This window comes from Tenacibaculum finnmarkense, assembly GCF_900239185.1.
GTDB classification, from domain to species: Bacteria; Bacteroidota; Bacteroidia; order Flavobacteriales; family Flavobacteriaceae; genus Polaribacter; species Polaribacter finnmarkensis.
Map to the genome: position 1 here is coordinate 109632 of NZ_OENA01000053.1, position 15608 is coordinate 125239.

13 protein-coding genes are annotated in these 15608 nt (G+C 31.2%); 8 read left to right on the plus strand and 5 right to left on the minus strand.

Features of this window, described 5'->3' with window-relative positions:
- Positions 1-9 precede the first annotated feature (9 nt).
- The 3 genes from AQ1689_RS06345 (at position 10) to AQ1689_RS06355 (ending at position 4132) form a co-directional block, all read left to right on the plus strand.
- A complete protein-coding gene (locus AQ1689_RS06345) occupies positions 10-1503 on the plus strand; it encodes a GH3 auxin-responsive promoter family protein (RefSeq protein ID WP_101955546.1) in 1494 nt (497 codons plus the stop codon).
- 85 nt (positions 1504-1588) lie between these two features.
- Positions 1589-3295 carry a tetratricopeptide repeat-containing sensor histidine kinase gene (locus tag AQ1689_RS06350; protein ID WP_101955547.1) on the plus strand — a complete coding sequence of 569 codons (1707 nt, stop codon included), beginning with the start codon at positions 1589-1591 and terminating at the stop codon, positions 3293-3295.
- Between the two features lie 90 nt (positions 3296-3385).
- Complete coding sequence (locus tag AQ1689_RS06355) at positions 3386-4132, plus strand: LytR/AlgR family response regulator transcription factor (protein WP_101915192.1); 747 nt, start codon at positions 3386-3388, stop codon at positions 4130-4132.
- A gap of 457 nt (positions 4133-4589) precedes the next feature.
- On the opposite strand, the gene AQ1689_RS06360 is transcribed toward AQ1689_RS06355, so the two are convergent.
- From AQ1689_RS06360 to AQ1689_RS06375, 4 genes are all read right to left on the minus strand, one after another.
- Positions 4590-6152 (minus strand): S41 family peptidase, encoded by a 1563-nt coding sequence (locus AQ1689_RS06360; protein WP_101955548.1) that lies wholly within the window; start codon positions 6150-6152, stop codon positions 4590-4592.
- On the minus strand, positions 6145-6570 hold the full coding sequence (locus AQ1689_RS06365) for a deoxycytidylate deaminase (RefSeq protein WP_101915190.1): 426 nt from the start codon (positions 6568-6570) through the stop codon (positions 6145-6147). The genes AQ1689_RS06360 and AQ1689_RS06365 overlap by 8 nt, the downstream gene beginning before the upstream one ends.
- A gap of 70 nt (positions 6571-6640) precedes the next feature.
- Entirely contained in the window at positions 6641-7222 is a 582-nt protein-coding gene (locus AQ1689_RS06370) for a HupE/UreJ family protein (RefSeq protein ID WP_101955549.1), read from the minus strand.
- 50 nt (positions 7223-7272) lie between these two features.
- On the minus strand, positions 7273-7734 hold the full coding sequence (locus AQ1689_RS06375; RefSeq protein WP_058885880.1) for an Lrp/AsnC ligand binding domain-containing protein: 462 nt from the start codon (positions 7732-7734) through the stop codon (positions 7273-7275).
- Between the two features lie 450 nt (positions 7735-8184).
- Here AQ1689_RS06375 and AQ1689_RS06380 point away from each other — a divergent pair, with 450 nt between their 5' ends.
- Positions 8185-8622 (plus strand): LexA family protein, encoded by a 438-nt coding sequence (locus AQ1689_RS06380; RefSeq protein ID WP_101915187.1) that lies wholly within the window; start codon positions 8185-8187, stop codon positions 8620-8622.
- Between the two features lie 52 nt (positions 8623-8674).
- On the opposite strand, the gene AQ1689_RS06385 is transcribed toward AQ1689_RS06380, so the two are convergent.
- Entirely contained in the window at positions 8675-9085 is a 411-nt protein-coding gene (locus AQ1689_RS06385) for a BrxA/BrxB family bacilliredoxin (protein WP_101915186.1), read from the minus strand.
- A gap of 277 nt (positions 9086-9362) precedes the next feature.
- Here AQ1689_RS06385 and AQ1689_RS06390 point away from each other — a divergent pair, with 277 nt between their 5' ends.
- The 4 genes from AQ1689_RS06390 to AQ1689_RS06405 all read left to right on the plus strand — a co-directional run bounded on the left by AQ1689_RS06390 (position 9363) and on the right by AQ1689_RS06405 (position 15605).
- Positions 9363-10121 (plus strand): TerB family tellurite resistance protein, encoded by a 759-nt coding sequence (locus tag AQ1689_RS06390; RefSeq protein ID WP_101955550.1) that lies wholly within the window; start codon positions 9363-9365, stop codon positions 10119-10121.
- Between the two features lie 123 nt (positions 10122-10244).
- Positions 10245-13643: an isoleucine--tRNA ligase gene (gene ileS / locus AQ1689_RS06395; protein ID WP_101955551.1), complete on the plus strand. Its 3399-nt coding sequence runs from the start codon at positions 10245-10247 to the stop codon at positions 13641-13643.
- A gap of 3 nt (positions 13644-13646) precedes the next feature.
- Positions 13647-14024, plus strand: coding sequence for a TraR/DksA family transcriptional regulator (locus AQ1689_RS06400; protein WP_101915183.1), 378 nt, complete (start codon positions 13647-13649; stop codon positions 14022-14024).
- Positions 14025-14126: 102 nt separating this feature from the next.
- Positions 14127-15605, plus strand: coding sequence for a gliding motility-associated C-terminal domain-containing protein (locus tag AQ1689_RS06405; RefSeq protein ID WP_101955552.1), 1479 nt, complete (start codon positions 14127-14129; stop codon positions 15603-15605).
- Positions 15606-15608 lie beyond the last annotated feature (3 nt).

Consider the following 15608-nt stretch of genomic DNA (forward strand, 5'->3'; position numbering starts at 1 on the left):
TAGTTAAAGATGAGCATCAAATCAAAATTAGCAATACCTTTTGCAAAGCAAGTACGAAAAAGCGTTTATAGATGGGCAAACAAGCCACATAAAACGCAGGAAAAAATGTTTCAGTATTTGGTTAGTGAAGGTTGTAAAACAGCTTTTGGAAAAGATCATGATTTTATTTCTATTAATAGCTATGCCGATTTTAAAAAACGTGTTCCGGTAACCGATTATGAAGGTTTACGTACCTATGTTGACAGGATGGTTGCTGGCGAACAAAACGTATTATGGAAAGGTAAACCCTTGTATTTTGCAAAAACTTCAGGAACAACTTCAGGTGCAAAATACATCCCGATTACTAAAGAATCAATGCCAACGCATATAAAAGCGGCACGTAATGCCTTATTATTTTATATTGCCGAAACAAAGGATGCTAGTTTTGTAGATGGAAAAATGATTTTCTTACAAGGAAGCCCTGTTTTAGAAAACATGAACGGCATAAAATTAGGACGTTTAAGCGGTATTGCAGCACATTATGTACCAAATTATTTATTAAAAAACCGCCTGCCAAGTTGGAAAACCAATTGCATTGAAGACTGGGATACCAAAGTTGATAAAATAGTAGAAGAAACTATTAATCAAGATATGTCTGTAATTAGTGGGATTCCGTCTTGGGTGCAAATGTATTTTGAAAAATTAATCGCCAAAACAGGAAAATCGATTTCAGAAACATTTCCAAACTTTAATTTCTTTGTGTATGGAGGCGTAAATTTTGAACCGTATAAAAATAAATTTGAAGCCTTAATAGGTAAGAAAGTAGATTATATAGAATTATATCCTGCATCCGAAGGATTTATTGCCTATCAAGATACGCAAACCGAAAAAGGAATGTTATTGCAATTAAATTCAGGTATTTTTTATGAATTTATTCCAGCAGCTGAATTTTATGATGAAAACCCCACCCGAATTTGTTTAAAAGATGTCAAATTAGGCGTTAATTATGTCATCATTTTAAATACTTCGGCAGGGCTTTGGGGGTATAATATTGGCGATACTGTTGAATTTACATCGCTTAAACCATACAGAATAAAAGTTACAGGACGTATAAAACATTTTATTTCTGCCTTTGGCGAACATGTAATTGGAAAAGAAGTTGAAAAAGCATTAAACGATGCAATTATCGGCACAAAAACCAATATAAGTGAGTTTACCGTAGCACCACAAGTAAACCCTGAAAACGGTTTACCATATCACGAATGGTTTATTGAGTTTGAAAATGAACCTGAAAATTTAGCAGAATTATCGGCTAAAATAGATGCTTCTATGCAACATCAAAATGTATATTATTTTGATTTAATTGCAGGGAAAATATTACAACCTTTAATTATTAGAAAAGTAAAAAAAGGCGGTTTTCATGAATATATGAAATCTATAGGGAAGTTTGGTGGTCAAAATAAAATTCCACAATTGTCGGACAACCGAAAAATTGCCGATGTTTTAAAAGACTTTTTAGTATAAATTATTTGAATGAATTTATAAAACTTAATACAGCTGTTTTGAAGATTCAAAACAGCTGAAAACACGATGATTATCGCTATAAAAAATGAATAGTAAAGGTTTATTTGTTCTCTTATTTTTTTTATCAATAACTGTTTTTTCTCAAAAATCATTAGACGATTTGAGAAATAAAACAGATTCTATTTGTAATAAAGTTCAAATAAAATCATTTTGTAAGGTTCTTGAGTTTTATAAATTAAAACAATATGATTCTTGTTATGTTTATTCAAATAAAGCATTATTAGAGGTTAGGACTACCGATCAAAAAGACATTATTTATTACCTGCAAAGTATCAGCCCAACGGAAAAATCATTGTTTAAAAAAGCACTTTTTAGCCTTCATAAAATATCCGATAACGGGCGTTTTACTTCTTTAAAAAATTTAAAATTAAGTTACATTTATTTAAATCAGCAGAAATATGATAAATCAATTTTAAGCTTAGAGAAGTGTTTATCATCTAAAGATATAATGAAAGATATTGAGCAAAGATCAATGATCTATCATAATTTAGCAGCATGTTATTTTTATAAAAAAGACTTTAAAAAAGCTACTTTTTATTATGATAAACAGCTTTCTTTAATTCAAAAAAACGATACCACTTCTTTGATTAAATTAAAAATGGGAATGGCATACATGTATTACGATCAATATTTAGACAAACAAGCGATTCCTTTATTTAAAGAAAGTTATAATTTAGCACAATTGTATACTGATATCGTATTAAAGGAAAGCACTGCTTTTAGTATGGCGGTGGTAGAAGAAAATAGAAAATGCTATAAAAAAAGTATTGCTTACTACAAACAAAGTAATCGCTGGAAAGATTCTATTTGGAATAAAGAGAAAATTTGGGAAATTACCGAAAGAGATAAAAAAATTGCAGTTGCTAATAAACAGCAAGAAATTGGAATTAAAAATGAAGAAATAAAACGTCAAAAAATAGTTCAAAAAAGATTGATTTTTGGCGGAAGTTTATTGTTATTTCTTTTAGGGGTTTTGGGTTTTGTTTATAAAAAACTACGAAGTAAGAATAAATTAATTGTAGCGCAAAAGGAGGCTTTAAGTGTGGCTAATAAAACAAAAGATTATTTGTTTTCGGTAGTTTCACACGATTTACGATCGCCTATAAATACGATAAAAAGACAGCATAAAAAACTAGAAAAACACATTGAAAATAACGATTTACCTGCAATTTCAGAAGCAACTAAAGTGGCTATTTCGGTTACGCAAAGTACGAGTCGTTTATTAGATAATGTATTATATTGGTCGTTAGATCAAAGTAATATGTTAAGTTTTACTCCCGAAAAAAATGCCCTACGCCCAATAATAGAACATCTTTTGTTTGATTATGAAAATTTAGGAAGTGTTAAAGATATTTCTATTTCAAGCGATTTAGAAACAGGGGTATTTGTTTTAATAGATAAAGAATCTTTAAAAATTGTACTGCGAAACTTAATAGATAATTCGATGAAATACATGAAAGATTCAGGAAGTATTTCGGTTAAAATGAAAATATATTCCAAAAACCAAGCATCCATTGAAATTAAAGATACTGGAATTGGAATTTCACCAGAAAAAATCAAAGAAATTAACGGGTTAAAAGATGTATCCGTAACTAAAATAGACCATTCAAAAGGAGTTGGTTTAGGCTTGTTGTTGTGTCAAACATTGGTTAAAAAAAATAACGGAACCTTATTTTTTGAAAGCGAACTAGGAAGGTATACAACGGCTGTTATTTTAGTGCCTTTAGTGTAGTTATTAGTCTAGTAATTAGTTTGTTTAGTTGTTTTTAAACATGATTTAACTTATAAAATAAGTATCTTCGTAAGTTAAAAAGCTATAAAAATGAATAACTTACGACTGCTTCTGTTAGAAGATTTAGATGAAGAAGCGACAGAAACAATAAGTTTATTAGAGGCACATGATTATGAAGTTATTCATGTAAAAAATACTAAAGACGCTGAAAAAGAACTAAAAAACCGTTTTTTTGACATCATCCTTTTAGATATTATGATTAACGGACAGCCAGATGGTATTTCGTTAGCACATCGCTTAAATAAAGAACAGATTGAAACGCCTTTTTTGTTTTTAACAAGTATGCAAAGTAGGGGCGTATTTAACGATGCAAAACTTACAAAACCATATACTTATTTATTAAAACCATTTAATAAATTAGAATTACTGTATTCTTTAGAATTGGCTTTAGAAAAATTTTATGAACAGGAAAATAACAGCAGTTTAAGTGATGAAAAAGCGATTATTACACCTTCCTTTTTATTTGTTAAAAAAAACCAAGGTATTGTAAAGGTTGATATAAAATCAATTTTTTATGTAGAAGTTAAAGAAAAATACTGCCGACTTGTTTGTGATCAAGATCAGGAGTATATGATTCGATTATCGTTAACAAAAATAAAAGAATTGCTTGGCGATACTTATTTTGTTCAAACTCACCGAAATTATTTGGTCAATCTTAAAAAAATACAAGCGCTTTATTTTGAAGATAACTTATTGATTTTAAATAATAATCATAAAATATTATTTAGTGATCGTTTTAAGAAGCAGTTTTTGAAAAATAATAAAGTTTTTAGATAAAAAAACACAAATAACCAGTTTTAAGTTTAATAACTAGGTGTTTTTTACGTGGTATTAAGTGTTTTTATAAGTCTAAATTGGTAGTTTTTATCTCTGAAAAAAATAAAAAAAGAGACTAGTACTTCGCTTTGAATGTAACTTAGGTATTAAAGTATAAAGAAAAGTAGTAAAAAACACAGTATCGACACCCCCCCCAGAATTTGATTTTATGTTAATTACCACTTTATTTCCTTTTAGTTAAAAAACCCCTTTATGTATTTTTAACCTGCTGCAAATATAAAAGGTAATTCAAAGTAATTTTTTTAAAAATCCCTTAGTGCTTAAAAATAGGAGCTAAGCGTTCCTTATATTGGTATAAGTTTGATAAAAATTATTATAAAAATAAATTGAATAGGTAAAACATAAAAAACCAGCTATTATAGCTGGTTTTTTATATAGGTACATGTAAAAAAGTAATTTATTTAGCCTCTAGTTCAAATACTTTTTGAAGCATTTTATCATCAATTTGATTTACTCTGTATAAACCTTGATCACTAAAAAGTTCTCTAGCAATGATTGTTTTTAGGTTTCTTTTTAATTGTTTTTTAATTTTTGATGAAAGCTTATAGCCCTTAATTTTTGATGAAAAATCTTTGAAAATTTTGTTATCGGTATCAAAATTTTTAATAAAGTCATCTACATTACTGTTTTGTAACTCTTTGCGATTACGATCTACGTAATTAAATGCAAAATTATTTAAAGGCATAAAAAAGATAGTAGGAATATAAGTGGCTGTATCTACCCCTACAAAATAATCAGGAATAATTCCGCCGCCGCCATACACAACTTTGCCTTTTGGAGTGGTAAATTTTAAACTATCAATAGTTTTAATGCTGTCTTTAGTAAATAATTCACCTGTTGAATATCGACTTTCTATATCGTGCTTATAAGCTTTGTCGCCCTTGTTTTTGTTATACGGTTTTTGAATAGATCGCCCTGTTGGCGTGTAGTAACGAGCTGTTGTTAAACGAACCGCAGAACCATCGCCTAAATCCATTTCTTGTTGTACCAATCCTTTACCAAATGAACGACGACCTATAATAATTCCTTTGTCGTTATCTTGTAAAGCACCCGCAACAATTTCAGAAGCCGAAGCCGAATTTTCATCAATTAAAACATATAAACCGCCTTTTTCAAAATTACCTTTTTCGGTAGCAAATGATTTATGAATGCTCCCTTTGTTGTTTTTGGTAAAAACCATCAGCTTGTCATTTTCTAAAAATTCATCAATAATACTATTAGCAATATCAACAAAACCACCACCATTTCCGCGAAGATCAAGTACTAAACTGCGCATGTTCTTTTTTATAAGTGTGTCTAAAGAAGTTTTAAATTCTTTATAAGAACTACGAGAAAACCTGTTTAGTTTTATGTAACCAATGCTGTCATTTAACATATAAGCAATATCAACACTTTTAATATTTACCTTGCCTCTTTTAATATTTAGCGTGAAAAGACTATCGGTGGTTTTTCGGTAAATTTGTAAAGCAACGTTGGTATTTGGTTTCCCTTTTAAGGATTTCATTATTTTTTTTGTCGATAATTTTTTACCAAATAAAGTATCTTTATTTGCTTGTAAAATTCGATCGCCCGCTTTAATTCCTGCTTTTATACTAGGGCCTCCTTTTATAGGGGAAACGACCATAATTGTATCGGAAATCATGCGATATTGCACCCCGATTCCCACGAAATTACCTTGCATGTTTTCGGTAACTAATTGCAGGTTTTCCTTTGGAATATATACCGAATGTGGGTCTAATTTACCAAGCATTTGGGTAATAGCGCCGTCTAATAAATCATCGGTATTTACAGTATCTACATAATCTTGCTGTATGTAGTCTATTAGTCGTTTTATCTTTTTTTGAGAAGCAGAATTTGTTCCGATAAAATTACGACTACTTCCTGTGCTGAAAAAAGTTCCGATAAAAATACCTAAAACTACAGCAATTGCTAAATAAATAGGGAAATTATTTTTATTCATAAGGTAAATGTAAGAGTTCAATGCCTGCTTTTTTTAAGAAATCAACACCAGAAGTGTCTTTATAATCTTCGGCATAAACCACGCGTTTAATACCTGCTTGATGTATTAATTTACTGCATTGTTGGCAAGGAGAAAGTGTAATATATAAGGTAGCGCCTTTGCACGATTGTGTGGAAGCGGCAACTTTTAAAATAGCATTTGCTTCGGCATGTAAAACATACCATTTTGTGTAGCCTTCTTCATCTTCACAATAATTTTCAAAACCAGAGGGTGTTCCGTTATAACCGTCAGAGATAATCATCCGATCTTTAACCATAATAGCGCCTACTTGCTTTCGTTTACAATGCGATAATTTACCCCATTCTTGCGCCATTTTTAAATAGGCTTTGTCGTATTTTAATTGTTTTTTATTCAAAATAATAAATTATGTGATATGCTTTTTTAAGAAGCTAAGATAGTTAGATTTAAAAAAATATTTTCTTAATTTGTTACCAAAAGATACGGTTAATCATCATTTGAAAAGAAACTCCTATAACAATGGAAGAAATGACTAAAATCCAATCACGACGCTGTACCTTAAATACTGATTTTGTTAATATTCCGATGCCTAAAATTGCTAAAACAATAATAATTTGAGCCATTTCTACACCGCCTGCAAATTCTAATAGCGGAATCAATTTATCGGAAGTTTTACCAATCATTATTTTAAAATAATTTGAAAAACCAAGCCCGTGAATTAATCCGAAGAAAACAGCGAAAAATAAATTCTGATTTTCTTTTCCTACGGATGCTTTTTTAGCGGTTAATACATTTAGTAAGCCAGTGATAAAAATGCTTAACGGAATTAAAAATTCGACCAAATCGGCATTTACTTTTAATATTCCGTACGCCGATAACGCTAAGGTAATAGAGTGCCCAACGGTAAATAAAGTAATTAACCACAGCACTTTTTTCCATTGCTTAAATTGATAGACAATAGCCAAGACGATTAAAAATAAAATATGGTCGTATGCTTTAATATCAAGCACGTGAAATAAGCCCATTTTAAAGTAGAAAATAAAGTCGTTCATTGATTTTTATATATGTGTTTTGTGAAATTTAGAAAATAAAATGATAAAATTTAAATTTTTATTTGTCGGTCTATTTGTTGGTCTAAAGAAATAAAGGTTTCTGTTCTTGAAACTCCTTTTATATTTTGAATATCTTTGTTTAGTAAGTGCATTAAATCTTCATTATTTTTACAAAGTATTTTGATAAAAATAGCATAATTACCTGTTGTATAATGGCTTTCAACCACTTCAGGAATTTCTTTTAATCTTTTTATAGCCGACGAATATAAGCTAGAAGAATCTAAAAACACCCCCACAAAAGCCGTGGTATTATAGCCCAAAGCCTTCGGATTTAACACCATTTTGTATCCGTCTATTAAATCGGAAGCATCTAATTTTCGTAATCGCTGATGAATTGCCGCTCCTGAAATTCCTACTTCTCTAGCAATACTTAAAATAGGCGTACGAGCATCAGAAACCAATCGTTTGATGATAATTTTATCAATTCCATCAATTTTTAATTTTTTAATCATCTTACAAAAATAAGAAAACTTCAGTAGATTATTTTTGAGCTTATCATGCAATATTTATTATCTATTCTTAATTTATTTAATATTTAGAGCCTGTTTAAAAATTAAATTAAAACTAAATTCTCGTCATGCTGAATTTATTTCAGCATCGCATCAACAGGAGAACTACGGCAAATCAGGATGTGAAACTGAACTAAAATCCCTTTGACGGATTCGATTTCTTATTTTTATGTTACAAAACGTTTTTATATGAAATTTAAACAGGTTCTTAATAAAATCATACTTTAAATTTTCTCCTTTTTTTGATACATTTCAATTAAAGTATTAAAAATTAATGTATTAAATTAGCAGTCCTCCAAAAAAGATTGCTAATGTATTTAGGAAACTCAATAAAAATAGTTAAAACCAAAGTACCGTAGTAATAGTAATGACATTATTATCATAAAATAACGTATGAGTACATCAAAAGCATTAACTTTTTTAGCACCTAAAGAAATGAGTAAAAGTGAGGGAGCAATTTTTATAGATATGGGTATTTCAGCAGGGTTTCCATCGCCTGCCGATGATTTTAAAGAAACTCGTATTTCTTTAGATGAAGAGTTAATAAAAAATAAAGAGGCTACTTTTTTTGCTAAAGTAAGCGGGCAATCAATGATTGGCGCAGGTTTAGATGATAATGATTTATTAGTAATTGATAGAAGTATTGTACCAACAAATAATAAAATAGCCGTTTGTTTTTTAGATGGAGAATTTACTGTAAAAAGATTAAGAGTTACCAAAGATGAAATTTGGCTACAACCCGAAAATCCTGATTATCCTGTGATAAATATTACGGAAGAAAATAATTTTATTATTTGGGGGATTGTAACGAGTGTGATAAAAAAGGTTTAAAAAAAAATCCAGCAAATTTGCTGGATTTTTCTTTTATAGTATAAATTGCTGACTAGCAAAATTCATCGTACGCTGCTGCTAAATTCTGAGCAATCGCTTGAGCTGAATGACCTTCAATATGGTGACGCTCTAAAATGTGTACTAAACTACCGTCTTTAAATAAAGCAATAGCAGGAGATGATGGAGGAAAAGGAATCATCAATTCTCTAGCTCTAGCAGTAGATTCTTTTTCTACACCTGCAAAAACAGTGGTTAAGTTTGTAGGTGTTTTTTCTGCGCCTAAAGAAGCAATAGCTCCTGGTCTTGCAGTACCTGCTGCACAACCGCAAACAGAGTTTACCATTACTAAAGTTGTTCCTTCTTTTGCTAATGCAGTATCAACATCTTGAGCAGTATATAAAGCGTCAAAACCAGCATCGATTAATTGATCACGCATCGGTTTTACTAATTCTTCTGGGTACATATTTTTTGTGTTAAATAGTTCATTGCAAAGATACTTTATTTAAAAACAAGAATCAAACCAAAACAATTGATGCTTTTTTAGAGGTATTTTATTTTAGCCCCGATTGAAGCAATTGTTTGAGCTCTTTTTTGTTTTTTTCTTCAAAAAATAAAAAAAGCGAGTGCGCAAAGCGGGAAATAGCTTCAAAATATCTTTATTATTATTTAAAAAGAAATAATTATTTAAAAATGGTATTAATAGAATAGTATATTTACATCTTTTAAAAATAAAAAATAAAATGGGAAAGTTCGCAAAATGGCTCGGTGCTGGAGTAGGGTTTACAATGGGAGGTCCAATTGGGGCAATTATAGGATTTGCCGTAGGGCGTTTTATTGATGGGCTTTCTAAAGATGATCTTACCAAAGAACAAGAGGAATATGAGCGCTATTCAGAATCAAAAGAAAAAAGAAAGGTTACTTCTGGCGATTTTGAAATCACCTTATTAATTTTAGCATCGGTAGTTATTAAAGCTGATGGAAAAATCGATCAACGAGAATTAGATTTTGTACGATTACATTTTGTAGAAATGTACGGGAAAGAGCGTGCAAATAATGCGTTTAAATTGTTTAGCGGCATTATTAAAAAAGAAATATCGACTCGTCAGATTTGTATGCAAATCCGTCAACACATGACGCATTCTTCTCGTTTGCAATTGCTACATTTTTTATTCGGAATTTCCAAAGCAGATGGACAAGTAACAGCACTTGAAGAACAAGAAATAAAGAAAATTGCAGGATATTTATATATCAATGAACATGATTATGTATCAATAAAAGCCATGTTTTATGAAGAGGTTGATAGCGCCTATAAAATTTTAGAAATCACAAAACAAGCTACCGATAACGAACTTAAAAAAGCGTATCGAAAAATGGCTAAAAAATACCATCCTGATAAATTAGAAGGTTTAGGAGCGGCTCATAAAGAAGGAGCGAATCAGAAATTTCAGCAAATTCAAGGAGCTTACGAACAGATAAAAAAAGAAAGAGGACTTTCTTAATAAAGAAGCCTAAATTAGAAAGCCTTTAATTAACTTATTTAATTAAAGGCTTTTTTTAAGCGTCAACTACTACAATTACAAGAAAATACGTAATTTCGCGAAATCAATAAATATAAAGAAAAAATGAGTACGAAGTTTACTGAATACAAAGGGCTTAACTTGCCAAATGTTGCTGATGAAATATTAAATTATTGGAAAGAAAACAACATTTTTGAAAAAAGTATAACTACGCGTGATGATAATAAACCGTTTATCTTTTTCGAAGGACCCCCTTCGGCAAATGGTTTACCTGGTATTCATCATGCAATGGGACGTACCATTAAAGATATTTTTTGCCGTTATAAAACTTTAAAAGGATTTCAGGTAAAGCGTAAAGCTGGTTGGGATACCCATGGTTTACCTGTTGAATTAGGTGTTGAAAAAGAGTTAGGTATTACCAAAGAAGATATCGGAACTAAAATTACGATAGAAGAGTACAATATTGCTTGTAAAAAAGCAGTAATGAAATATACTGATATCTGGAATACGCTTACCGAAAAAATGGGATATTGGGTAGATATGGAAGATCCGTATGTTACTTATAAACCAAAATACATGGAAACTGTTTGGTGGTTGTTAAAGCAAATCTATAACAAAGATTTGATGTATAAAGGATATACAATTCAGCCATATTCACCAAAAGCAGGAACAGGTTTAAGTTCTCATGAGGTAAATCAGCCAGGAGCATATCAAGATGTTACCGATACAACTGTCGTTGCTCAATTTAAAGCAATTACTGAAACGCTGCCTAGTGTTTTTCAAAATGGAAATGATGTTCATATTTTAGCTTGGACAACAACTCCTTGGACACTGCCAAGTAATACCGCTTTAACCGTTGGAAATAAAATTGAGTATGTTTTAGTAAAAACATTCAATCAATATACTTTTGAAGCTACACAAGTAGTTTTAGGAAAACCTTTACTTGCAAAACAATTTGCAGGAAAAAAGTTTAAAGCTGTTGAAAATGAAGCTGATTTAGCAACATATAAATCAGAAGATAAACAAATACCTTATTTAGTAATTGCAGAATGTAAAGGTGTTGATTTAGTCGGTGCTAAATATGAGCAATTATTACCTTATGCGTTACCACACGATAACCCTGAAGAAGCTTTTAGAGTAATTTCTGGAGATTTTGTAACTACAGAAGATGGTACAGGAATCGTACATACCGCGCCAACTTTTGGAGCAGATGATGCTATTGTTTGTAAAGATGCAGGTGTGCCACCAATGTTGGTTAAGGATGAAAATGATAACTTAGTTCCTTTAGTTGATTTACAAGGTAAATTTACCAAGGAAATGGGTGAGTTTGCAGGAATGTACGTTAAAAATGAATATTATGCTGATGGAGAAGCTCCTGAGCGTTCAGTAGATGTACAAATTGCCATCAAATTAAAAGAAGAAAATAAAGCATTTAAGGTTGAAAAATATGTCCATAGTTATCCACATTGTTGGAGAACTGATAAGCCTATTTTATATTATCCTTTAGATTCTTGGTTTATTAAAGTAACGGAAGTTAAAGACCGTATGCATTCTTTAAACGAAGAAATTAACTGGAAACCTGAATCAACAGGAACAGGTCGTTTTGGAAATTGGTTGAAAAATGCCAATGATTGGAATTTATCTCGTTCTCGTTTTTGGGGAATTCCGTTGCCAGTTTGGAGAACAGAAGATGGTAAAGAAACTAAAATAGTAGGTTCTGTAGCTGAATTAAAAGAAGAAATGGCACTTGCTGTAAAAGCAGGCGTAATGACCGAAGATATTTTTGCTGATTTTGTATCAGGAGATATGTCTGATGAAAATTATGATACCGTTGATTTACATAAAAATGTAGTTGATAAAATTACATTGGTATCAGCTTCTGGCGAGCCAATGCAACGTGAATCTGATTTAATTGATGTTTGGTTCGATTCAGGTGCGATGCCGTATGCACAATGGCATTATCCTTTTGAAAATAAAGAATTAGTTGATAATGGTTGGAAAACTGCCGATTTTATCGCCGAAGGAGTGGATCAAACTCGTGGATGGTTTTATACTTTACACGCTATTGCTACTATGGTTTTTGATGATAAAGCCTATAAAAATGTAGTTTCTAACGGATTAGTGTTAGATAAAAACGGGCAGAAAATGTCGAAACGTTTAGGAAATGGAGTTGATCCGTTTACTACGTTAGATAAATATGGTCCTGATGCTACACGTTGGTACATGATTTCAAACGCAAATCCTTGGGATAATTTAAAGTTTGATTTAGATGGAATTACCGAAGTAAGTAGAAAGTTCTTTGGGACACTTTATAATACGTATTCGTTTTTTAGTTTATACGCTAATTTAGATAACTTCAATTATAGTGAAGCTGAGGTTCCGTTAGCTGAAAGACCAGAAATTGATCGTTGGGTTTTATCAGAATTAAATACGCTTGTTCAAAAAGTAGATGTTTTTTATGCTGAATATGAACCAACAAAAGCAACTAGAGCAATTTCTGATTTTGTACAAGATCATTTAAGTAACTGGTATGTGCGTTTATGTAGAAGACGTTTTTGGAAGGGTGAATATGCACAAGATAAAATATCGGCATATCAAACTTTATATACCTGTATGCTTACGGTGGCTAAATTGGCATCGCCAGTAGCGCCTTTCTTTATGGATAAATTATATAAAGATTTAACAAGTACTACAAATGGTGAAGGTTTTGAAAGTGTTCACTTAGCAGAATTTCCTGTTTGTAATGAGGCTTTAATTGATAAATCATTAGAGCGTCAAATGGAAAACGCTCAAACAATATCTTCTCTAGTTTTGTCGTTAAGAGCTAAGGAAAAAATAAAAGTACGTCAGCCATTACAAAAAATAATGATTCCTGTTTCAGATGCGACTCAAAAAGCAGCAATTTTAGCGGTTGCCGATTTAATTAAATCGGAAGTAAACGTTAAAGAAATTGAGTTATTAGATGATGCTTCTGATATTTTAGTAAAACAAATTAAACCAAACTTTAAAGCACTTGGACCAAAATTTGGTAAAGACATGAAGTTAGTTGCGGGGAAAATTAAACAATTTACCCAAGACGATATCATCAAAATTGAAAAAGAAGGAAGTCTTTCTGTTGATGTTAACGGTAAAAATATCAGCTTAGAAACTGCGGATGTTGAAATTTCATCAAAAGATATTGAAGGTTGGTTAGTGGCAAATGCCGATGGTTTAACTGTAGCATTAGATGTTACTATAAACGAAGTTTTACGTAAAGAAGGAGTTGCTAGAGAATTAATTAACAGAATTCAAAACGGGCGTAAAGAAACAGGTTTAGAAGTTACTGATAAAATTAAATTAAGCATCTTAAAAACGGCTGATTTAGAAGCGTCTGTAACTGAAAATGAAAGTTATATAAAAGCAGAAACATTAACAAATGAATTGATTTTTGTTGATGAACTAAATAATGGTATAGAAATTGAGTTTGATACCATAAAAAGTAGCATATTAATTGAAAAAGCATAAGTTATGAATGATCTTAATATAAGATACTCCGATAGTGATTTACAGGAGTTTAAAGAAATTATTTCGAAAAAAATTAAGCATGCCGAAGAAGATTTACTATTAATACAATCTTCTTACAAAAATGGTTCTGACAATGGTACAGAAGACACTTCTCCAACCTTTAAATCGTTTGAAGAAGGGTCAGATACCATGGCTAAAGAAGCAAATATGCAGTTGGCAATTCGTCAAGAAAAATTTCTTCGCGATTTGAAAAATGCTTTAATCCGTATTCAAAATAAAACATACGGAGTTTGTAGAGTTACAGGTAAGTTAATTCAAAAAGAACGCTTAAAATTAGTGCCGCATGCAACCTTAAGTATTGCTGCAAAACGTAAACAATAATTAATAGAATAACAACGTAATTACACTTAAAAAGCTGTTTAATACCGTTATGGTATTAAGCAGTTTTTTTAAATATTTACCCTAATAATACCCCCTAAAATAATGTCCCCAGAAAAAAACACCCCTAAAAAAGGTGCTATAAATTTTATTTATATGCACTTTATACTAGCATGCTTATGTATTACAAGCAATAGCTTTAGCCAAACAGATTTAGATTCCGATAACGATGGTATTTTAGACTCCGAAGAATGTGGGTTTAATATCTGCGCTCAGCCAATTATAAATGGTGGTTTTGAAAAACCAATTAGATCGGCATCTACTTATAATTTTATTAAAGAAGATCAGGTTCCTGGTTGGGAAACTACTGCATTAGATGATAAAATTGAAATTTGGCGTGGTCCTTTAGAAGGCGTAAATGCTGCAGAAGGAAATCAATTTGCAGAACTAAATGCGAATAAAGTATCAACTTTATTTCAAAAATTATGTTTAACTCCAGGTACTAAAGTGTCTTGGTCTGTTAAACATAGAGGTAGAAGAGGTGTCGATGTTGCTGAGGTTAGAATAGGCGCTTCATTAAGTACTTTAATATTACAAGAAACCATGTCTGACGATAAATGGGCTTGGGGTACTTATGATGGTGAATATACCGTGCCTTCAAATCAAACTGAAACTATATTTGCTTTTAAATCGGTATCAAGTACAGGTGGAGATGATTCAGTAGGTAATTTAATTGACGATGTTCAGGTTATCGTGCTTTCAAGCCCACCTTGTAGAGATACTGATAATGATGGAATACCAAATAATTTAGATTTAGACTCAGATGGCGATGGTTGTTTTGATGTTCTTGAAGCTGGTTTTTCAGACCCCGATAATGACGGTATTTTAGGTACAGGAACACCCCAAGAAGATGCCAATGGTTTGGTAACATCAGCACCCGATGGTTACACAACACCTGCTAATTTAGACAGTAATACGGTTAATGATTATCTGCAAGATATTCCTGTTATCGTTTTTAATAAAAAACTTAAAAACACTAGTGTTAAAATTGGTGAAACCGCAAGTTTTAGCTTTTCACGTAATATAAATCAAGTAAGTATTCAATGGCAAGTAAGTGAAGATAATGGAAATTCATGGAACACTTTAACAGATGATTTAACCTATTCAGGAACCAATACAACTCATTTATCAATAGCAAACGTAGCGGCAAGTTTTTCAGGGAATTTATACAGAGTACTTGTAAGTCCTAAGGCAAATATTTGTGCGAAACCCAACACGTCAAAAGCTACGTTATTGGTAGCAATACCAACAAAACCGATTAGTATATCAGATGGTTTTTCGCCAAATAATGATGGTATAAACGATACTTTTTCTATTAAAAATTTAGATACTTATTTAAACCATAGTTTAGAGATATTTAATCGATATGGTTATTTGGTTTTTAAAGGGACTATAAACTCAAGCCCTTGGGATGGTACCGATACCAAAGGAAATGTATTGCCTACAGGTGTTTATTTCTATCGAATAAAACTAAATGAACCTGGTAGCGAATTATTACAAGGACGCATACATTTAAGAAAATAAGCA

Excerpts from the sequence above, each read along its gene's own strand:
- AQ1689_RS06345 (WP_101955546.1), top strand. The coding sequence starts at position 10 with ATGAGCATCAAATCAAAATTAGCAATACCTTTTGCAAAGCAAGTACGA.
- AQ1689_RS06350 (WP_101955547.1), top strand. The coding sequence starts at position 1,589 with ATGAATAGTAAAGGTTTATTTGTTCTCTTATTTTTTTTATCAATAACT.
- AQ1689_RS06355 (WP_101915192.1), top strand. The coding sequence starts at position 3,386 with ATGAATAACTTACGACTGCTTCTGTTAGAAGATTTAGATGAAGAAGCG.
- AQ1689_RS06360 (WP_101955548.1), bottom strand. The coding sequence starts at position 6,152 with ATGAATAAAAATAATTTCCCTATTTATTTAGCAATTGCTGTAGTTTTA.
- AQ1689_RS06370 (WP_101955549.1), bottom strand. The coding sequence starts at position 7,222 with ATGAACGACTTTATTTTCTACTTTAAAATGGGCTTATTTCACGTGCTT.
- AQ1689_RS06375 (WP_058885880.1), bottom strand. The coding sequence starts at position 7,734 with ATGATTAAAAAATTAAAAATTGATGGAATTGATAAAATTATCATCAAA.
- AQ1689_RS06380 (WP_101915187.1), top strand. The coding sequence starts at position 8,185 with ATGAGTACATCAAAAGCATTAACTTTTTTAGCACCTAAAGAAATGAGT.
- AQ1689_RS06385 (WP_101915186.1), bottom strand. The coding sequence starts at position 9,085 with ATGTACCCAGAAGAATTAGTAAAACCGATGCGTGATCAATTAATCGAT.
- AQ1689_RS06390 (WP_101955550.1), top strand. The coding sequence starts at position 9,363 with ATGGGAAAGTTCGCAAAATGGCTCGGTGCTGGAGTAGGGTTTACAATG.
- ileS (WP_101955551.1), top strand. The coding sequence starts at position 10,245 with ATGAGTACGAAGTTTACTGAATACAAAGGGCTTAACTTGCCAAATGTT.
- AQ1689_RS06400 (WP_101915183.1), top strand. The coding sequence starts at position 13,647 with ATGAATGATCTTAATATAAGATACTCCGATAGTGATTTACAGGAGTTT.
- AQ1689_RS06405 (WP_101955552.1), top strand. The coding sequence starts at position 14,127 with ATGTCCCCAGAAAAAAACACCCCTAAAAAAGGTGCTATAAATTTTATT.